General features: G+C 43.5%; 20 protein-coding genes. 9 read left to right on the plus strand and 11 right to left on the minus strand.

Annotation, left to right across the window (positions count from 1 at the left end; translation table 11 throughout):
- The first annotated feature begins 6 nt into the window (after positions 1-6).
- Both OD355_RS01245 and OD355_RS01250 read left to right on the plus strand, forming a co-directional pair.
- Positions 7-558, plus strand: a complete 552-nt coding sequence (locus OD355_RS01245; protein ID WP_263036623.1) for an inorganic diphosphatase — start codon at positions 7-9, stop codon at positions 556-558.
- 42 nt (positions 559-600) lie between these two features.
- Positions 601-786 (plus strand): hypothetical protein, encoded by a 186-nt coding sequence (locus tag OD355_RS01250; protein WP_263036624.1) that lies wholly within the window; start codon positions 601-603, stop codon positions 784-786.
- A 279-nt stretch (positions 787-1065) separates the two neighbouring features.
- Here OD355_RS01250 and OD355_RS01255 read toward each other — a convergent pair whose 3' ends face one another.
- The 6 genes from OD355_RS01255 to OD355_RS01280 all read right to left on the minus strand — a co-directional run bounded on the left by OD355_RS01255 (position 1066) and on the right by OD355_RS01280 (position 7434).
- On the minus strand, positions 1066-1659 hold the full coding sequence (locus OD355_RS01255) for an HmuY family protein (protein ID WP_263036625.1): 594 nt from the start codon (positions 1657-1659) through the stop codon (positions 1066-1068).
- A gap of 32 nt (positions 1660-1691) precedes the next feature.
- Positions 1692-3968, minus strand: a complete 2277-nt coding sequence (locus OD355_RS01260; RefSeq protein ID WP_263036626.1) for a TonB-dependent receptor — start codon at positions 3966-3968, stop codon at positions 1692-1694.
- Positions 3969-4019: 51 nt separating this feature from the next.
- Entirely contained in the window at positions 4020-5123 is a 1104-nt protein-coding gene (locus OD355_RS01265; RefSeq protein ID WP_263036627.1) for a PepSY-associated TM helix domain-containing protein, read from the minus strand.
- 419 nt (positions 5124-5542) lie between these two features.
- Positions 5543-6133 (minus strand): protein-S-isoprenylcysteine O-methyltransferase, encoded by a 591-nt coding sequence (locus OD355_RS01270; protein ID WP_263036628.1) that lies wholly within the window; start codon positions 6131-6133, stop codon positions 5543-5545.
- A 14-nt stretch (positions 6134-6147) separates the two neighbouring features.
- Positions 6148-6588 (minus strand): hypothetical protein, encoded by a 441-nt coding sequence (locus tag OD355_RS01275; protein WP_263036629.1) that lies wholly within the window; start codon positions 6586-6588, stop codon positions 6148-6150.
- A gap of 27 nt (positions 6589-6615) precedes the next feature.
- Complete coding sequence (locus OD355_RS01280) at positions 6616-7434, minus strand: ZIP family metal transporter (protein WP_263036630.1); 819 nt, start codon at positions 7432-7434, stop codon at positions 6616-6618.
- Positions 7435-7731: 297 nt separating this feature from the next.
- On the opposite strand from OD355_RS01280, the gene OD355_RS01285 reads away from it, so the two are divergent.
- The 4 genes from OD355_RS01285 to OD355_RS01300 all read left to right on the plus strand — a co-directional run bounded on the left by OD355_RS01285 (position 7732) and on the right by OD355_RS01300 (position 14083).
- The gene (locus tag OD355_RS01285) at positions 7732-11475 is read left to right on the plus strand and encodes a DEAD/DEAH box helicase (protein WP_263036631.1); all 3744 of its coding nucleotides are present in this window, start codon (positions 7732-7734) and stop codon (positions 11473-11475) included.
- 141 nt (positions 11476-11616) lie between these two features.
- Positions 11617-12894 carry a tyrosine--tRNA ligase gene (gene tyrS, locus OD355_RS01290; protein WP_263036632.1) on the plus strand — a complete coding sequence of 426 codons (1278 nt, stop codon included), beginning with the start codon at positions 11617-11619 and terminating at the stop codon, positions 12892-12894.
- 42 nt (positions 12895-12936) lie between these two features.
- Positions 12937-13710, plus strand: a complete 774-nt coding sequence (locus OD355_RS01295) for a HipA family kinase (RefSeq protein ID WP_263036633.1) — start codon at positions 12937-12939, stop codon at positions 13708-13710.
- Complete coding sequence (locus tag OD355_RS01300; protein WP_263036634.1) at positions 13697-14083, plus strand: DUF3037 domain-containing protein; 387 nt, start codon at positions 13697-13699, stop codon at positions 14081-14083. The genes OD355_RS01295 and OD355_RS01300 overlap by 14 nt, the downstream gene beginning before the upstream one ends.
- A 296-nt stretch (positions 14084-14379) precedes the next feature.
- Here OD355_RS01300 and OD355_RS01305 read toward each other — a convergent pair whose 3' ends face one another.
- Positions 14380-14796: a Fur family transcriptional regulator gene (locus OD355_RS01305; RefSeq protein WP_263036635.1), complete on the minus strand. Its 417-nt coding sequence runs from the start codon at positions 14794-14796 to the stop codon at positions 14380-14382.
- Between the two features lie 72 nt (positions 14797-14868).
- Positions 14869-15483: an SCO family protein gene (locus OD355_RS01310; RefSeq protein ID WP_263036636.1), complete on the minus strand. Its 615-nt coding sequence runs from the start codon at positions 15481-15483 to the stop codon at positions 14869-14871.
- A gap of 173 nt (positions 15484-15656) precedes the next feature.
- On the opposite strand from OD355_RS01310, the gene OD355_RS01315 reads away from it, so the two are divergent.
- The 3 genes from OD355_RS01315 (at position 15657) to kdsB (ending at position 17738) form a co-directional block, all read left to right on the plus strand.
- A complete protein-coding gene (locus OD355_RS01315; RefSeq protein ID WP_263036637.1) occupies positions 15657-16052 on the plus strand; it encodes a MerC domain-containing protein in 396 nt (131 codons plus the stop codon).
- A 17-nt stretch (positions 16053-16069) separates the two neighbouring features.
- A complete protein-coding gene (mtgA, locus tag OD355_RS01320) occupies positions 16070-16765 on the plus strand; it encodes a monofunctional biosynthetic peptidoglycan transglycosylase (RefSeq protein WP_263036638.1) in 696 nt (231 codons plus the stop codon).
- Between the two features lie 247 nt (positions 16766-17012).
- Positions 17013-17738, plus strand: a complete 726-nt coding sequence (kdsB, locus tag OD355_RS01325) for a 3-deoxy-manno-octulosonate cytidylyltransferase (protein WP_263036639.1) — start codon at positions 17013-17015, stop codon at positions 17736-17738.
- Positions 17739-17896: 158 nt separating this feature from the next.
- Here kdsB and OD355_RS01330 read toward each other — a convergent pair whose 3' ends face one another.
- From OD355_RS01330 to OD355_RS01340, 3 genes are read right to left on the minus strand one after another with little or no spacing between them, the layout of a single operon-like run.
- Positions 17897-18607 carry a response regulator transcription factor gene (locus OD355_RS01330; RefSeq protein ID WP_263036640.1) on the minus strand — a complete coding sequence of 237 codons (711 nt, stop codon included), beginning with the start codon at positions 18605-18607 and terminating at the stop codon, positions 17897-17899.
- The gene (locus OD355_RS01335; protein WP_263036641.1) at positions 18604-19599 is read right to left on the minus strand and encodes a sensor histidine kinase; all 996 of its coding nucleotides are present in this window, start codon (positions 19597-19599) and stop codon (positions 18604-18606) included. The genes OD355_RS01330 and OD355_RS01335 overlap by 4 nt, the downstream gene beginning before the upstream one ends.
- Positions 19592-20389 carry an alpha/beta fold hydrolase gene (locus tag OD355_RS01340; RefSeq protein ID WP_263036642.1) on the minus strand — a complete coding sequence of 266 codons (798 nt, stop codon included), beginning with the start codon at positions 20387-20389 and terminating at the stop codon, positions 19592-19594. The genes OD355_RS01335 and OD355_RS01340 overlap by 8 nt, the downstream gene beginning before the upstream one ends.
- Between the last annotated feature and the right edge of the window lie 75 nt (positions 20390-20464).

The raw sequence follows: 20464 nt of genomic DNA on the forward strand, positions 1-20464 counted from the left end.
TTAATTATGTATATCAACGTAAACCACCCCTGGCACAACGTACCGTACGGTGAAAAAGCGCCGGCTATTGTAAATGCCGTAATTGAAATACCGCAGGGATCAAGAGCTAAGTACGAGCTTGACAAGGAATCAGGGCTTTTAAAAATGGACAGGGTGATCTATTCTTCCTTCCACTACCCCAACAACTACGGGTTTATACCCAACTCCCTCGGCGACGACCATGACCCGCTGGATATTATGGTGCTCTCATCTATCAACATTCAACCGCTTTGCATCGTGGAAGCTAAGGTAATCGGTGTAATGCAGATGATAGACAACGGCGAAGGCGATGATAAAATCATTGGCGTAGCCGCAAACGACCAGGCATTTAACCACATCAACAATATTTCAGAATTATCCAACCACTTCTTCCAGGAGCTGAAACACTTTTTTGAAGAATACAAAAGGCTGGAAGACAAGAAAGTAAAAGTAGAAGACTTTGGCAACAAAGAGCTTGCACAAAAGATTATATTAGAAGCTATTGAAAATTACAAAAGAACCTTCGGCAGAATCTTTTAATTTTCAGAAATTTATATACATTTGTAAAAATCAGCATATCCGATGGACAAAGAAAAATCAACTTCAAAATACTGGCTTTGGTTCGCGATCAGCACGGTAGTTATTATCTGCATGCTAATCTGGGTAAGGCCTTATTTCTGGCTCGCATTGCCTTTTGTAGTTACCAGCTTTGCAAAAGCGCTGAACCTTATTGACGATAATAAACCTGAAGACCAGGAAGTATATTGATTTACCAGATGACAGAATATATGAGGTTCTAAAGAGCATTGAAAGTCTGAAAATAGCTCATTGTATTCATTTCACGTCATTTACAAAATAGCAGAAGCTGCCTCTAACTTTTCGAGGCAGCTTTTTTTTATCCGGCAAGGCGGTGGACAAAGTTTTGTATAAGTGATCTCAACGCTTTCATTATTTTTGATACATCTTTTAGAAGTATCCGTAGTGCAGCTGACAGTTATGCCAGGCGCCTGCTCCGGCATAGTTCGTTACAGCTTTGTATTTCCTGTTTTAAAACTTAGTGGTTCCGTTGGGCTGCAATACATAATTAAAGGTATAGTGTTGCTTAGGCCACTTCTCTCCCCGTGTGGCTATGTCAGCAAAATCTGCCGTTGTAACGTCGGGATTGCCTTTGTAATAGCTTATCATTTCTATTTTGGCAAATTTCCCTTTCCCGGTTTTTATGATGATTAGCACACCCGGTTTCATCAATATGGCATGCTGCGGCACATTGTACAATGTATTAATGTAATAAGAACCGCTTCCGGTGATGCCCGAGGTACTGTAGCCGCTTTCGGGAGCAGTCTTATAGGAAGCCATAATACCTTCTGCCAGCCGGCCGCTCGCTCCATTGCCAAAACTGATAGTTGTTCCGGATATCTTTATGTCCCAGTCCGGAGAACTTTCTGCCACTTCCCGGTTATGCTCCAGACTAAAACACACATGTCCTTTTGCAAACCCGTTAAGATCTTTAACAGTAGTCACCTCCAGCGCCATATTGCCTCCTTCCGGAGCTGAGCCACCATCTTTACTGCATGAAGTAAAAAACAGACCGGACGCAAGAGCAAATAAACCCGCTTTTTGAAAAATGTAATTTTTAACCATTGTTTTGTTGTTTTATATATTTATTGAATAAATTACTGTACTTTATAAGATGCTCCTATGAAGAGCATTCTGCCCGGCATGGTGGCAACACCTGTATGCCTGATATTGCCTAAGTTTTCTGCAGATAGCGATATGGAAAAACGTTTCCTGAAATATGATTTTACAACAGAGGCATTGAAGAGTGAATAGCCGGGAGCGTACTCTTCGTCGAGGTTCACGATGCCGTTGCCGTCTATATCACGAATCCCGAAACGGCTGCGGTATGCCCACCGGAATGTAAGATCCACGCCGGGCTTCGCCCAATTGTAGGTAATGCTGGTATTGGCTGTATACCGGGAACGGTTGAACAAACCGCCGTATTCGCTTTTCCTCACTAACCGACTGCTTCCTGTAACTGCATCGCGGGTGTAATAGCCTTTGCCGTTCTGTAGGGCATCCAATACATCTTTATTGGCAGTAAACAGGTATTGTCCTGCTGTTTTAATATGCAGCTTATGCCATTTATAGCCTGCATGGGCTTCAGCGCCTTGTATGATTACATGCTCCTGGTTGGAATAGGTGTATACAGACTTGCCGTTGGTCTTAGTTGCTATCACAAAGGTTTCAATAAGATTGCTGACGTGGTTGCGGAAGACACTTGCGCCGCCATCAAAGCCTGCTCCCGGATGCAGTTTCACCCCGGCCTGGTAGTTCCATGAGCGTTCGGCATCCAGGGCTTTTATCCTGGCAGGATCGTACAATACTTCGGCAATCTCTCCGGCTTTCACCAGTTGGCTAAGCTTGTCTGCCGCTTCTGCTGCTCCAAACACGCTATAACCCTGTGTGGGATTTGTCCAGTTGAGGTACAGCTCCCTGAAATCCGGCGCTTTGAAACCGCTCCCGATAGTACCGTATATGGCAAGCCATGAAAGAGCTTTGTACTGCGCCGCCAGCTTCGGGCTGAACTGCGAAGCATAAACATTGTGTGCATCAAAACGGCCCCCGGCTATGAAGTTCAGGCGCCCGGAAATACGCACATCGGCCTGTGCATAGCCAAACGCGGCAACAAATTCTTTTTGATCATCGTAGCGCACTGCCTTTAACCACTCATCTGTGATACCTGCACCTGCCGTAAACTTTATGTTTTCATTGACTTTATAATCGTGCTGCAATTCCGCCCTTGAAAAATTCTGGTCAAAATAATCGCGGCTGTAAGGCCTTCCGTCTGCTGCTATATCAATTCTTGTATCCGTTTTGTAAAAGGATTTGTTGAGCCTCAAAAAAGTAATGTGCTTATCGGAATGGCGGTATACTATCCCGGGCGTAATGGCGATATCCCTTCTGAGGGATCGGGAATTTACCTCCTGCTCAGTGTCTGTGCCCTTATTAGTTTTATATTGGTCATGCGCATATTCGTCGTTGTATTTAATACCGAGTTTCAGTTCCAGTTTCGCTGTTGGTTTATAATCTACTTTTACATTACCGGTATATCCGTAAAACGGGGGTACAGTTCGGTCTGTATTATCCCTGCCATAGCTGTAGCCGCTGTTGCTAAAGCGGTTGAATGCCGCGTACACCGAGGTTTTGTTACCTGCAATGCTGCCATCCAGTGAAAGATCAAGCGCATTGTTCGTACCATAGCGTACAGCTGTTGCCATACGGCGGCCTTTTGGCGGTTTTTTGGTAATGATGTTGACTACGCCTGCCATTGCTTCCGAGCCATACAGTGAAGACGACGGCCCTTTCAAAATCTCTACCCGTTCCACATTGGCCATGGTAATGCGCGACAAATTCAGTGTTCCCGATGAGCGGCCGATGACCGGCTCTCCATCTATAAGTATCAGGGTATATTTTGCCTCAAAGCCTTGCAACTGTATACCTGTTCCGTGATCTTCTACGAGGACGATCCCGGGCTGTTCGGCCAGGACTTCATTAAGGCGCACCAGGGCCTTCTGTTGCATTTCGTCTTTGCCTACAATGGTTACAGCCAGAGGAATATCATCAACATGCTTCTCGGTGCGGGTTGCGGTAACAACTATCTCATCCAGGCTAACAGTTTGTTCTTCGAGCGAGAACTCCGGGAGCCTGTCTTGACCGAAAAGAGCTTCAAAGGTTTTACTTGCGCACCCCATCGTGCTGATGCGGACGCTATAAATACCTGCGGGAACTGCAAAATGGAATATGCCGCTTTCGTCAGTTTGTGCATGCTGGTTTGGCCCGATAAGCTCAACCATAGCCCCTGCAACGGCTTGTTTGTCTGCATCAGTAACTTTGCCCCGTATCACAGCCGCTTTTTGGCTGTACAAATGGCTGCTAAAAAATAATAACATTATGAGTGATAATAAAGACTGCTTTGTTTTAAAGACTGACATAAAAAATGATTATACTTTATTTGAATGATGAACCTTCGATTTGGACCTGGCGTTCCGGTGAAACCACATGATCGAACCGCTGACCGCGAGATAAGCGGCAAATAAGGTGGCAAGAAAAGCAATGATCCTGCCGGGCAAACCGCCCACCTGGCCCGAATGGATATTGTAGTTAACTGCCTTTAGCCTGTCGGCGATACTATTGTCAGCATCATAGCTTCCATGAAGCAATTCACCGTCACCGGGACTGAAGTAGAGCACCTCACGCCGCCCCAAACGGTCATCGTACTTGGCAATGAACATAAAAACCCTGTCGTATGAACTCGGAAAGAAAATATTGATTTCCTTCACTTGGGGAAACTTGCGGAAGGTGTAGTCAACGGATTTCTGTATTGTTCCCTGTTGCCGGGCGGTCTGCGCAGGCTTAGGCATGACCCGTTGGGTGGGTGGAGAGCCTGTCAGCCAATAAACGGTGTTCTCAAACCACTTAAAGGACATGACCATTCCGCTCAGGCAGATGAACAACAGAAACACGGAAGCATAAAAACCACCGTTCTTATGCCATTGAAAATTTACCGGCTTCCATCTTCCTTTAAAGGGCAACCTAAAGGCTTTTTTCCAGGAATTGCGGGCTACCGGCCACCAAAGCCATAACCCGGTAAGTATTAAAGGCACGCAGGCAAACGTGGCCCAACCTACGATTTTGCCGCCGGCCTTGCCTAATCCCAGCTGCGTATGTAGCGACCAGGCCAGCAAAAAGGGATCTTTCCTGGTGCTTTTTAATCCCAAAACCTCACCGGTGTAGGGATGCATATAGAGCAGGTGTTCACCTTTCATATATACTTTTACCGATTTTTCGGGATCATGGCTCACCACTATTTCCCTTATCCCGGTTTTGGTATGATACGAAGCCGCAATGGAAGCTATACTATCCACTGATAATCTTGTTGCGTTTTCGGGAATGCTGATTTTTAAAAGATGCGGGTACAGTACGCTTCTGATTTCGCGCTGAAAAGTATATACACAGCCGCTCAGCGCTACAATGATAATGACTATACCTACCACCAAGCCTGTTATCCCGTGGACTTCTCTTATTATTCTCTTTAATCTGCACATTCTTTTACCGGTTTATCAAAACAATTAATTTAGACCAAATTGACTCTGCAATCGGCCGTTTACATGAGTTCTTATCTTTTTAAGTTTTTATCCCTGAGCTTCCTGGATGTTTAGTCTTTGCTAAAGCTTTCACACAAGCGCGTCCTGTTGAGCGCTGAACAGGTATTGTTGCAAGCATGCTCAGGCATCCTTTCACCACTGAGGTGGATATTATCCAAGGCTCTCGCTAATATATTTTAGTGACTTTCGATAATTTGACAATATTCATCTTATCCGTCAAAAACATATGTAAAGGTTCTCCGGCGGCAACTTTTACAGTATTACTGGGAAATAAGTTGTTGCATAATCAATGTATGCCTTGCATGCGCAGCAATAAGCACACGTAAAGCTTTCGCCATTGCCGGGGAAAGCACCCCTGTTTAATAAATAAAAGGTATCAACCGTTTTGCCTGTTTCACATAAGTTTTGTACTGCTCGCCAAATTCCTCTAACATTAGTTTCTCTTCATCAGGGATGCGAACAACGAAGAGAATCGCAAGTCCGGCAGAAATGGAGCAGGCATAAAGCCAGTTGGCGCTAATCAATGTAAAAGATACCAGCCATAGTAACATAGCGGAATACATCGGGTGCCTTACCCATTTGTAAGGCCCGGAAATGACAAGCTCGTGCTCTGGCCTTATTTCCAAAACAGGGCTCCAGTTATCACCCAATATCTTGTGGACATACCCGAATAATAGCATCGAGCATATCCCTATCACAAAACCGAGGATACGTACACTATCGGGCAAGTCAAACTGCGCGAAAGACAACCAGTCGGTAAACAGCCACATGATTCCCGGAACGGCTAATGAAAAGAACATGAGCCATTGCATTAATTTTTCACGCGATTGATGCTTTTGCCGCGTTGTTAAGGCATGTGTGGCCTTATATCTTTTTTGATAATATCTTCTGATTACATTCATAGACAAAACCAAAATCACCAGTAGGATCTTATAAATTAATTCATTCATCGCTTATTGAATTTTTAATTAGCATGTTTTCCAAAAACTTCTTCTTTCAATACCCTGAGCAGCTGCTTCTGTTTTGCGTTGCCATCATTTACCTTTTCTACGAAACGCATATAGTTTATAGTTGCTCTTTTCAATTCTGACTGTATTTCATCCTTATCGAGGTCTTTATTTGCAGTCAAATGCAACAGGTAATAAACAACCCTTTTGAACATAAGCCCCGCTTCTTCGATCTGTCCTGATGCTTCGTATGTATGTGCCAGATTGTTGCAGGAAATGATATATACCTGTATAAACGGAATTTTCAAGCGAAGGCAATCTGAAATATGTTCGTTCAGCACTTCTGCGCTATGCAGGGCTTCCTTATATCCTGAAAGGGCCTGGCCAAATTCCTTTTTCCGGAAGAGCTCATTACACAATACAGTGTGTCTTTTCCAATACGCTTCAATATGTTTCATACATGTCTCTCGCATATTTCTTATCTTTTATCCTAAAGCCACATCTAATGTCATCATGACAATAAATCCAAGAATAAATCCCAGGGTAGCAATATCAGAACCTTTGTTTTGTTGCGCTTCTGGGATAACCTCTTCCACTACAACGAAAATCATGGCGCCTGCCGCAAAAGCCAATGCATAAGGCAGCATGGGCGTGAAAGTAGCAACTGCAACTGCCCCAAGCACTCCCGCAACCGGCTCTACAATGGCGGATAATTGTCCATAGAAGAAGCTTTTACGCGTGCTCAAGCCGATTCTTCGTAAAGGCATGGAAACAGCGATGCCCTCCGGGAAGTTTTGCAGGCCGATGCCCAAAGCCAATGCTACCGCTCCGCCTATGCTCGCTTCGGGAATGCCTGCGGCTTCACCACCAAATAATACCCCTACGGCCAAACCCTCGGGTATGTTGTGCAGTGTAATGGCCAATACCAGCAATGTGGTTTTTTGCCAGGGCGTCTTCAGGCCCTCTACCTTTTTAAAGTTGGCATGCAGGTGCGGCAATACTTTATCGATACTAAAAAGAAAGGCTACGCCGGTCAGGAAGCCAACAACAGATGGTACTACCCGGATAAACCCTTCCCCTGCGCTCATGTCGATAGCCGGTATCAGCAGGCTCCATACACTGGCTGCTACCATAACGCCTCCTGTAAAGCCCAGCATCCCGTCCATGACGTGTTTGTTGATCCCCCTGAAAAGGAAAACAAACGCCGCCCCCAGCGCTGTAACAAACCAGGTGAACAAAGTTGCATACAATGCAGCCTGTACCGGGTTTATCTGTTCTAAATATTGGATTACGTTATTAAGCATCTTTGTGTATTTAAAGCAAAAGCTTTTTTTGATAAAACAGTTTTAAAAACATTTCTAAATACTTCAACAAATATTGAAGGGAGAATAATCCAGCTGATCTTGAATTAGGCAAGCAAAAATAATAAGTTAGCACACACTAACAAAATTATTCAAATAAAAACTTTTGAATTGGTCAAAGACTGTATGTTTTTAAAAATATAAAGGCACGGGGCTGCTCTTTAAATAAATAATTAAAAGAATCAGCGCATTTTTCATTAAATTTGCAGCTTGCTTTTTTTTAAAAAGAGAGGTTAAAAATTGTCGTTACCCCATCTCATAAAATACATATACAGCAACGGGTCAGACGAGGTGATCAGGCGCGGGAAGAAAATATACGCTACGGGTTATATAGAAATTATCCGCCAGGATGATGCTTCCGACACGCTAACCTGCCGCGTGAAAGATGACCTGTATGGTACGTGGTATAAAGTTTACGTATCAAAGTTTTCAGACCAGGAAGAAATTTCATTACGCTGCACTTGCCCCTACAACATTGGAGATATCTGCCGCCACGAAACAGCCGCTCTTTTTTATCTGCAGGACCTGCTTGAAATATCCAATGCCAGGCAGCACAATGGCGTATATGATCAGCAACATACCGTGGTGAATATGCGCAATATTGACCTGAGGCAGATCAGGAATTTTGCATCTCCTCAAACAATTACAGATGCGGAAGAGTATTTGCGCAGCAAAACTGCCAACATCCTGGAAGCAGCAAAAGAAAAAGTTGTGGCAGAGATAACGCAGAATGGCGAAAAGTATACAGTATCCATTGCGCGTAATGACCAAAAAAGCTTTGAAACTTCCTGCAACTGCCGTACGGAAAACAAATACCCGCTTTGCCTGCACAAAACCATATTGCTGATACAGTTGCTGCACAACTCCGGCGCCAATTACTTTGACAGCATCCGCAACTGGGACAGGGAAAAGAACAAACTGCTGGCGCTGTACGGCTATTCCCTAAACGATGACCTTGACGGGAAATTTGAATTTACTTATAAAAACGGCAAGCCCTTTCTGCGGGTGCTTGATCCGGGCATAGCAAGGGTTGAACAACAACAAAAACTGCCGGAAGTATTGCCGCAACAGCCAAAACCTGAAAAAGAAGATACAGCAGAACAGCAAAATTATAAGCTGGGTGTAGTGATCAGCAACAATCCTGCGCTCTACCCTTTCCTGCAATTAAGTTTGTTGAAAGGCCTAGTGAATGAAGATGAATCTGCATTCGTGGATCGCGTGGAAAAGTTAGACCTTACCAAATACACAGACATATCCGCGCTTGACGACCATGACAGGCAACTGGTGCAACAGGTAAGAAAAATACTGCCTTCTGAAGTTACTAAATTCCTCAACCGCAACTCTCCGTTCAGCGGCATCTGGGAAAACATTATTCATCACCATGATAGCGACCTGCCGGAAGAAACCAGGAAACTGATCGTGGAATACCTGCTGCCGAAGTACAAGAAAATATTTTCACATACCTCGCACAGCTACCTCACCTTTTACCTTCCGGTCGGCAAACCTATCAACAGCAAAACAATTGAGCTGGCCAATTATTCAGTAAATTTTGTAAAGCCGTCTTTCCGCGTAAAAGCTTCAGATGATGGCTACGAACTTGTCTGTGAAGTGGAGACACCGCTGGATACTTACCTGCTTGCCGATAATGAATCTCAACACCGGTTTATGTTTCACGTAGAAAACCAGTTCTTTTTATGGAAATCGGTCGATGATGTTTTGCTCGTGGAAAAATTCCCTGCCTCGGGAAATATCTTTTTCTCTGCTGAAGATTGGGAGAAAGAGTTGAATGATTTTATACTGCCGCTCTCTCAGCATTATAAAATAGATTTTTCTGAGTTTCCTACTGAAGAGTTGTTTGATGTAGAGCCCGAAGCGAGGATCAACCTGAAGGAAAGCGGCGACTACCTTGTATTTGAGCCGCAGTTTATCTACCAGAATGAGGTGGTAAATTCCAACCGCAAAGACAAAATTATAGTTACCAAAGATGGAAAATTAAAAATAATACACCGCAACAAATTAGCGGAAGACAACTTCATCGGTAAGATAGCTTCGCTGCATACTTCTTTTGTACGCTTTGAAAAAAATAATAACCTGGCGCTGAAAGGCGCTGAAGTGCTCAAAGACAATTGGTTTTTCCTGTTTCTGGATCTTGCAAAACAAATGAAGGTGCCGGTATATGGTTTTGAAGGGTTGAAAAAATACAAGTTCAACAGGGACAAGGTAAGCACAAAAATCTTTATCAGCAGTCATACAGACTGGTTCGATGCAAAAGTGGATGTAAGCTTTGGAGATCAGCATGTAACTATAGAAGAGATCAAGAAAGCGCTGGCCAACAACCAGACACTGATACCCTTACAGGACGGCACTTTGGGCGTGCTGCCCGAAGACTGGATGAAAAAGTATTCACTCCTTTTCCAGGTGGGCAACGGCTCGCAGCAGGAGCTTAAAATAAATAAATATCATTTCAGCTTAATTGATGAGCTATATGCGCTCAGGAATGATGAAGATATAAACTTTGAGCTGGAAGAAAAGTTTGAGCGCATAAAAGAGAACCATACCATTGCAGATGCAACGCCGCCTGCACATCTCAGTAATATCCTGCGGCCTTACCAGGCATTTGGTTTTAACTGGCTCAACTATTTAAACGGTATTGGCTGGGGAGGCATACTGGCAGACGATATGGGTCTGGGAAAGACCATTCAGGCCTTGTCTTTTTTGTATCATTTAAAAACAGAAAACGGTACGCTGAAAGCGCTGGTCGTATGCCCTACAACGCTTATGTACAACTGGGAAAATGAAATAAAAAAATTTGCACCTGAAATCAAATACCACATTCATCATGGCACAAACCGGCACACCGGCAGGCTTATAGACGAAAGGGTCGAGCTGATCATTACCACTTACGGCACCGTGCGCAGCGATATTAAACATCTTTCAGAAGTAAAGTTCGATTATATAATTTTAGATGAAAGCCAGGCAATAAAAAACCCGGCAAGCAAAATAGCAAAGGCCGCAAGCCTGCTAAAAGCAAACAACCGCCTGTGCCTCAGCGGTACCCCGCTACAGAATAATACTTTTGACATCTATGCGCAAATGAATTTCCTGAACCCCGGCCTGCTCGGATCGGCAGAATGGTTCAGGCAAAACTTTGCCATACCCATTGATAAACTCGGCGAGGCAGATAAGAAGGATAACCTCAGGAAGCTCATCTACCCGTTTATCCTGAGGAGAACCAAGGAGCAGGTGGCCAAAGACCTGCCTGAAAAAACAGAGAGCATCCTGTACCTGGAAATGGATAAAAAGCAAAGAAAAATTTATGATGCTTACCGCAACGATTACCGCGACAGGATACTCGGGATGATTGAAGGGCAAGGCATACAACGCTCACAGCTCACCGTGCTGCAGGGGCTGATGAAGCTGCGCCAGATATGCGACAGCCCCGCTATTTTAAAGGAAGAAAACTACCCGAACTATTCTGTAAAAATTGAAGAGTTAAGCAAAGAGATAGAAGAAAATGTGGGCGACCACAAAGTGCTGATCTTTTCCCAGTTCCTGGGCATGCTGGCTTTGATCAGAGAAAAGCTGAAAAGCCTGGATATAAAATTTGAATACTTCGACGGCGGCACCTCTGTAAACGACCGGGAGAAAGCCATTCAGAGTTTTCAAAACGATGAGGCCTGCCGGGTATTCCTTATCTCACTCAAAGCCGGGGGCGTGGGCCTGAACCTGACGGCTGCAGACTATGTATACATCGTAGATCCGTGGTGGAACCCGGCTGTAGAACAACAGGCCATTGACCGTACACACCGCATCGGTCAGACGAAAAACATTTTTGCTTACCGCATGATCTGTAAAGATACCGTGGAAGATAAAATACTTCAATTGCAGGATAAGAAGCGCGCACTGGCTACCGAACTCATCTCCAATGAAAGCGGCTTTGTCAAGAGCCTTAGTAAGGAAGATATTGAATATTTGTTTAGTTAATTGCAGATTGCAAATTACAGATTGTAAATTAATAATTGCAAACTGATAGCCACATCTCACATCTCACCATCTCACCAATCATACATCAAAAATCAAAATCAACTGCCCTCTTTTTGTTACCTTTGCAAAAATTTTTGGAAAATGAACCTGATAGAAGAATTACGTTGGAGAGGTATGTTGCAGGATATGATCCCCGGCACTGAAGAGCAACTTGCAAAAGAACAAACATCGGCCTACATTGGCTTTGACCCTACCGCAGAAAGCTTACATATTGGCAGCCTTGTTCCCATTTTATTGTTGGTGCACCTTCAGAAAGCAGGGCATAAGCCCTATGCGCTTGTTGGCGGCGCTACCGGTATGATCGGCGACCCCAGCATGAAGAGTGCGGAGCGTGTGTTGTTGAATGAAGAACAGTTAGCCAGGAATGTTGCAGGCATACAGGCACAACTGGAAAAATATATCGACTTCACTTCAGATGCACCGAACGCAGCAGTGATGGTGAACAACTACGACTGGTTCAAAAACATTTCTTTCATCGACTTCCTGCGCGATGCAGGCAAGCACATCACGGTGAATTATATGATGGCAAAAGACAGCGTAAAGAAAAGGATCGAGGGAGATACGGGTATCTCGTATACCGAGTTTGCTTACCAGCTGATGCAGGGATACGACTTCTATCATTTATACAAAACCAAAAATGTAAAGCTGCAGATGGGCGGCAGCGACCAGTGGGGAAACATTACTACCGGTACGGAATTTATACGCAGGAAAGACGGTGGTGAAGCTTTTGCATTTACCTGCCCGCTGATAAAAAAAGCAGACGGCACCAAATTCGGCAAAACCGAATCCGGCAACGTTTGGCTGGATGCAGGCAGAACCACTCCCTATCAATTCTACCAGTTCTGGCTGAATGCTTCTGATGAGGACGCAGCAAACTGGATTAAGATATTTACTTTTCTGGACAGAGATACTGTAGAACAACTGATTCAGCTACACCAGCAGGATCCGGGGAGGAGGCTTTTACAAAAAAGGCTGGCTGAAGAAATTACCAGGTTCGTGCACAGTGAAGAGGAACTGCAAAACGCCATTGCAACAACAGAAAAATTGTTTGCCAATGCCAGCGCGCCCGTTGAAGGCCTCAGCGTAGACGATTTGGAAAACATGGAAGGCGTACAGAAAGTAAACATACCCAAAAGCGCTATTGACTCCGGAGCTGATGTAGTGAGCTTCCTGGCTGACAGCAAAATTTTACCCAGCAAAGGCGAAGCACGCAAGATGGTACAAAACGGCGGCATCAGCATCAACAGGCATAAAGTTGCTGATGTACAATTTAAAGTAGAGGCTTCACTTTTATTGCACGATCAATATCTTTTGGTACAGAAAGGAAAGAAAAATTATTACCTGGTCAAGGTTAACTGAGTATCAGGCTTAAAACAATTATCAAAAAGATTTCAACAAGCAATGCCCGATATCCGCACTGTTAACGTTACAAGATACGCCGCGCCATTGCGTGAAGGCGGCTCACTGCCTGCAATCGTAGAGGCGGATGACGGCTTTATGTACGTACTGAAATTCCGGGGAGCAGGCCAGGGCATTAAATCGCTGGTGGCAGAATTTATCGGCGGCGAAATTGCGAGGCTCCTGGGGCTGAAAGTTCCGGAACTTGTGTTTGCGCAACTGGATGAAGCCTTCGGCCGCACCGAACCCGACGAAGAGATACAGGACCTGCTGAAAGCCAGCCGTGGCCTTAATATCGGGTTGCATTACCTCAGCGGATCGGTGATGTACGATCCGGCACTGGCACACACAGATGCATTCACTGCCTCTAAAATAGTATGGCTCGATGCTTATTTAGCCAACATGGACCGCACGGCGAGGAATACGAACATGCTTCTCTGGCACAAAGAATTGTGGCTGATAGATCATGGTGCATGCCTGTATTATCACCACAACTGGAGCACATTCCCGGAGCAGGCAGGCAATACATTTGCCATGATCAAAGACCATGTACTTTTACCGGAGGCAACACAATTGGCAGAAGCAGGAGAGTTTGCACGGCAGGCTTTATCTGTGGAAAAAATAGCAGCTATTACAGATGCAATACCCGGCGACTGGCTTGGGGAGTATGATGGTGAAACGGTATCATCCACACGTAAAAAATACTTTGATTTTCTTGCACAGCGTTTTCACAATTCTTCCGGCTTTTTAAATCAGGCAATAAATGGCGGAAAATAAATTATTATACGAATACGCTGTAATCCGCGTGGTGCCACGTGTTGAGCGCGATGAGTTCATCAACGCCGGACTGATATTGTACTGCAAAAAACAAGATGTACTGCTTTGTAAAACTTTTCTTCATCAAACAAAACTGCTTTGTCTTGATGAGCAGGCCGACTGTGAAACCATTGCCCGGTACCTCGAGGCTTTTGAAAGAATAGCCTCAGGCAATTGCCCGGAAAATGTTTTATCCAAAGCAGACAAACCCGCGCGCTTCCGCTGGCTTACGGCGGCTAAGAGCACTATTATTCAATGTTCACCCGTTCATCCGGGATTGGCCGATGATGTGCAGCAGGTTTTTAAAGACCTTTGTAAAAAATTGGTACACTGATTGGCATCACCTTCTTAATTTCAGGTTTTTTTATTTTGTACACAGGACACTTCTATATTTGGCGGCGGCTAACGCATCGGGCACAAAGGTTATTTTTGTGCGCCTACTTTCAATTGTGTATAGTTACGTTTGCATGTGTGCTACCGTAAGTACTTTTCACAAAAAGATAAATAATTATATCAGTCATTAAATTCAATGATCCGGCTGGAATCGGCCGGATCGTTCTAACAACATGGTTGTATTTGTAATTGAATAATAATTTAAAACTCTAAAATAAGTACAATACCGACAACAAGTTAAATCTCATAACAACTTTCACACTCACCTTTGAGGATCATTTCTTTTTCACGAATATGATAGTTGCCGGGAAGTGATATCTGCGGTACAGAGACATCTTCAATACAGGTGGTAGTGCCGCATTTTTCACAGATAAAATGTACATGGTTATCATGATGGTGGCCCTGGCCGCATTCTTTGCATAGTGCATATTTTACAGAATTATCTACCGTAGGAATAGTATGTATAATGCCGCGTTCAACGAAAGCCTGCAAGGTTCTGTAGATCGTGACCCTATCAAGATTATCGGCGCCTTTTTCAATAGCTGCATGGTCCAGCGCCCCATTGGAACCGAGAAAAAGTTCCAGTATTTTTTTCCTTGGTTCAGTAACGCTTAATCCATTGCTTTTTAAAATATTGGTGAGGTGTTGTAACATAACTTTTTATTTAGCAATCAAAATTAATTGATGGGGTTATTGTCAAAAATATGATTTACCAACAGGCCAGTTTTATTCCTCTTTCAGCAGGGTTTCTATTTCTGCAACAATCTTATTCACATCTTTCTTTTTCAGCCCATCGAATATCTGTGACCTTACTTTGCCATTCTTATCTACCAGTGCCCAGAATTGTGTGTGGATGAACTCATCGTTTATACCTTTTACATTGTTTGCCGGATCGTCAAGCAGGTAGCTCGTTCTTGCCATCTGGTAGAGGCTGTCCTTTCTGCCCGTAAGAAAAACCCACTGCCTGGTATCTACACCCAGCGAATCTGCATAGCGCTTAAGCACAGGCACAGAATCGTTTTCAGGCATGCAGGTATGAGAAACAAATTGCACTTCAGGATTGCCTCTAAACCGCTCGTATACTTTTTTCATATTGGTATTGAGTTTGGGGCAAATACCCTGGCAGGTAGTAAAAAAGTATTCCACTACGGTTACTTTGTTTTTCATGTCATTGTCTGTAAATGCCTTTCCATCCTGGTTGGTAAAGCTAAAAGGTTGCACATAACTCAGCACCGGCGACTGTTTCTTCCAATTATCTGTACCCATAAAAGTCAGTAACCAAAAAACCAAGACCACAATGGCAAAAAAGCCAAGATATATCCAAAGTATTTTGTTTCTCATAAAGGATCATTAAGTTGTACAAAGGTAGCTACAATAATTTTAAAAAATTTTTATTCAAATTTCTTGCAACATTGTTGCAAAGGTAATATATTTGCATTGATTCAATAAAAAAAATGATTGTGGATATAGCTCAACTGGAACCAACTAAAAAGATAAACCCCAAAAAAAAGCTGATGAAAATAAATTGGGATGCATTAGGCGTTACTACGTCAGTGGCCTGCGCCATTCACTGCGCCGTGCTACCGTTGCTGATGACCAGCCTGCCGCTTTTCGGCATCAACATAATACACAACCATGCGTTTGAATATACCATGATAGGTCTGGCATTTTTAATTGGGGTGAGAGCTTTAACACATGGCTATAAAACGCATCATGGCAGCATGAAACCCGTGGTTATGTTTTCTGCCGGCATACTGTTGCTGGTGTTGAAAGAAGTGTTTCATGACAATGCTATTTACTTTCTTGTACCTGCTGTAACGCTCATCGTTGCGGCACACTATATCAACTACCGTCTTTGTAAAAAAACAGGCAGTTGTACTGACCATACCTGTGCGCATCAGCATTCATAAAGCCGTATATTTGCGGCGTGAAAAGATTTTTCAGAAAATTATTTAAATATTTTTTTCTACTGCTGCTACTCTCTGTAGCTTATGCATTCCTGTGTAAGTGGATAATGCCGCCGCTGACTATTACACAGATTACACACATTATAGACGGACAAGGGCTAAAAAGAAATTACGTACCGCTTGCAAAAATATCGCCAAATGTACGCCTGGCAGCCATTGCAGGCGAAGACCAGCTTTTTGCGCTGCATAATGGCTTTGACTGGGTATCGCTGGGTAACAGCCTTGAAGGCGCCAACCTTAAAAAAGGGCGAGCTAAGGGAACTGCGGCGAGCACCATATCACAACAAACGGCTAAGAATGTATTTCTCTGGCAGGGCGCAGGCTTTTGGAAATACCTTCGAAAGGCTCCTGAATTTTTCTACACCTGGCTGATAGAAGCCGTTTGGGACAAACGCCGTATCCTGGAAATTTACCTCAATGTGGCAGAGATGGGCAAAGGTGTTTTCGGTATTGAAGCTGCCGCACAAAAATATTTTGACAAACCAGCCAGCCAGCTTTCCAGGAGAGAAGCCGCTATGATCATCGCTTCTTTGCAAAACCCCAGGGTCTTTACTGTAGTACCTTTGAGCAAGCATGTAAGCTGGAAATCAAACTGGATATTGAAGCAAATGAGCAATATACAAAACGACAGGGATATACAGCCTTTATTAAAATAACTTTGGCTGAGATCCTTTACATAAAATACAACCTGCAATTAATAAATATACACATAGAATAACCATAAAGATTAAGAATCTATACCAACCGGGAATGATAATAAAGAATTAAGGTTTTGGTTATTCCGTGTGGCAAACAAAAAAAATTAAATATACACATGAAATAGCCATAACCAAAGTTGCATACCAACCGCGAATGAATAAAGGCTATTCCATGTAACCGTAAAGAAAAATAAATAAATTACACATGAAAAAAATAGCTGTAATCCCTGCAAGGTACGATGCATCAAGATTTCCGGGCAAGCTGATGAAACCTCTTGCCGGGCAGAGTGTCATCCGCAGGGTGTATGAAAACACACTGAACACCGGCTTGTTCGATGATGTTTTTGTAGTTACAGACAGTGCCATTATTTTTAATGAAATAACCGCACACGGCGGCAGAGCCATCTACTCCGTAAAAGAGCATGAATGCGGCAGTGACCGCATTGCAGAAGCAGTGGAGCCTATTGATGCAGATGTGATAATCAATGTGCAGGGCGATTCTCCTTTTGTAAAAAAGGAAGATCTTGCCCGCCTGCTCAATGTATTTGAAGATGAAACAGTACAGGTAGCCAGCCTGATGCACATACTGGATAAAGCGTTTGTAGACAATCCCAGCTTTGTAAAAGTGATTGTAGACAATAACAACAACTCGCTCTATTTTTCACGTTCGCCGATTCCTTATCCGCGCAGCGAAGACAACTTAACTTATTACAAACACATTGGCGTGTATGCATTCAGGAAAGCAACATTGCTGAACTTTACCCAATGGGAACAAACGCCTCTTGAGCTTGCAGAGAAGATAGAATGTATCCGCTACCTGGAACATGGCATTCCGCTAAAGATGGTGCTTACTGAAAACGTAACCATAGAAATAGACACCCCGGAAGACCTGGAAAGCGCAGAGCAGTTTATTTTACAAAACCAACACTAACCTATTGCCTTATGCAATGGAAGTGTAGAAGCAACTTTTTATTTCACGCAAGCCCGCAAATGTTTATATGCAAATATTGCAGCGATGCCAGGTTGCTGTACATTGTGGTTTCCTACTCTCTGCCCGTGGTGAGGTTAGAGTATGATAAGCAAAAACACTCAGGCTGTAAACTTATATCCCATTCCACGTACAGAGTGAAAGAAAATTGGGTTGCGGGTATCCTTTTCAAAATATTTCCTAAAGCTTAAAATGAAATTGTCAATCGTGCGTGTAGAGGGATAAACGCTGTAACCCCAAACTACCTGTAAAATTTTTTCACGGGTTACAACTTCATTCTTATTTTCAAACAACAATTTCAGCAGCATTGCTTCCTTCTTGCTCAGATCTATTTTCTGGCCTTCCCAGGTAATGGCTTCCTGGGAAGCAAAGTTTACTTTGTTATCACCAAACTCAAACTCATCGCCAACAGAAAAATCTCGGTCCTGTAGTTTTTTATTTTTCTCGATCAGCTTTGCCACGCGCAGCAACAGCTCTTCCAGGTCAAATGGCTTGGTAATATAATCGTCAGCGCCTTTTCTCAGTCCTAACACCTTATCTGATGTATGATTCCTTGCGCTCAACATTAAGATAGGCACTTCCGCATTCTGCAAACGGATGCTTTCCGTAACACTGATGCCATCCATTTCAGGCAGCATTATATCCATAATAATAACATCGAAATACTCTGCCTGTGAGGCTTTCAGCGCTGCCATGCCATCATAGGCGGAGGTAACAGAATAGCCTTCCATCTCTAAATTCAGCTTCAAAGCTTCATGCATATTTTCTTCGTCTTCCACCAGCAATACATTTGCTGAATACTCCTTGATCATTGGTTTTGGTTTTTAATCAGTGGAAAGTTAATGATAAAAAAGGAACCTTTGGGCTTATTGTCTTCTATGCGTATGTTTCCGCCAAAGTCTTTGACAATTTTTTTACAGAGATACAAACCAAGCCCGGTGCCTTTTGTTTTACGCACAGCTTCATTTCCAACACGATAAAACTTGTTGAATATCTTATTCTTCTCTTCTTCGCGAATGCCTTCGCCTTCATCAGCAATGCTAAGCACAGCACAGTTTTCTTTTTGTTTTAATCGTACTGATATCAGGGAATCCGCTGGTGAATATTTTATGGCGTTATCGATCAAATTGCTGATGACCAGCTGCAACAATAAATGCTCGCCTGTAATAAAAAGATTTTCTTCCACAACATGTTCAATCTGGCGCTGTATAAATCTTCTCCTGAAATCTTTTACAGCTTCCAGCACAATTTTACTGATGTCTACAGGTTGATATTGTACGCTGTACTGGCCGCTTTCCAGTTGAGAAGAAAACAGCACGTTGTTGGTAAGCGTATTCAGCCGGGAGGTTTCTATCAAAGTGTTTGCTATCAGTTTCTGTTGCATTTCTTCATTAAGCTTTCTTTTCTGCAATGTCTCCAGGTTTAGCTGAGCCACAGCAATGGGCGTTTTTAATTCATGGGTAATGGCCATCATAAAGTTTTGCTGCTGTGTGGCAAAACGAAATTGCTTGCGCGTGGCACGGTACAGGTAGCCGGCGCCAATTATGATCAAAGCCAGTGATACAACGCCTTCTCCTATGTACTGAAAAGATTTCCTGCGCCTGGCATCATCAAGTGCATAAACCTTATCGGTGTACAGCGGATCATCCTTAATGAGTTCTTCTATGCGGTACTGGTACATTTGGTGATTCTGTCTTTCAAGTGAAATAAACCACCACACCAATGCTGCAACAATGTACAACATCCATGTCCAGTAGATAGCAGTGAGAATACTTAATTTATGTTTTTTTACAACGTCAAACATTGGACACAAAATTCAGGATGGTTTCATTGACCTCATCAACCGCCTCAAACATGCCCATATGGCCTGTATCCTGCAATATAACCACTTCAGACCGCCGGGGGATTTTTGTTTGCGGCAGCACATTTTCAAGCCTTGCAGACTGGTCATCCGTACCCAATATAAACAATACCGGCACCTGGCTGTTTTTTAAAACATCTGTCCTGTCTTTGCGGCCGATCATGATCTCCTGAAACCTTATCAAGGCCTGTACATCCATCTTCCCCGCTTCCCGCAAAAGGCTTTCAATCACTCCGGGATGTTCCTGCTTAAACTTTTCACCGAACAAACCCGGCAGCATGGTTTGCAGCAATGGCATGGCGCCATAAGCCTGCATGCTTTTGATATTCTTTTGCCTGTTGGCAATACCTTCTTCACTGTCAGCCGAAGCGTGGGAATGCAACAATCCAAAACCATTGAGTTGAGTGGAATGCTTTTCTGCAAACGCCAGCGTAATGTAGCCGCCCATAGAGTGGCCGATCATGGTGCAGGCTTTCATATTTTCATTTTGTAAAATCTCATACACAGCTTCCGCAAAATCTTCCATTGTTGTAAGTGCATCATTGTAGGGCGATTTGCCTGCTCCGGGCAGATCAGGGATGATTACTGTAAAATGAGCTTCCAGTGCCGGCAACTGGTTGCGGAAGATATCACTGCTTTCGGGGAAGCCGTGCAATAAAACCAGCGTTTTACTACCGTTTCCTGAAAGCCTGTATGCCAGTTCCTGATTTTTGAATGTGATGTATCTATACATGTTTCAAAAGAATTATCTAAATGAATAACCTCAATTCCAAATCTCTGCTGTTTACTCCGGCACGGCCGCAATAGC

Source organism: Haoranjiania flava (assembly GCF_025631005.1).
Classification (GTDB): domain Bacteria; phylum Bacteroidota; class Bacteroidia; order Chitinophagales; family Chitinophagaceae; genus Haoranjiania; species Haoranjiania flava.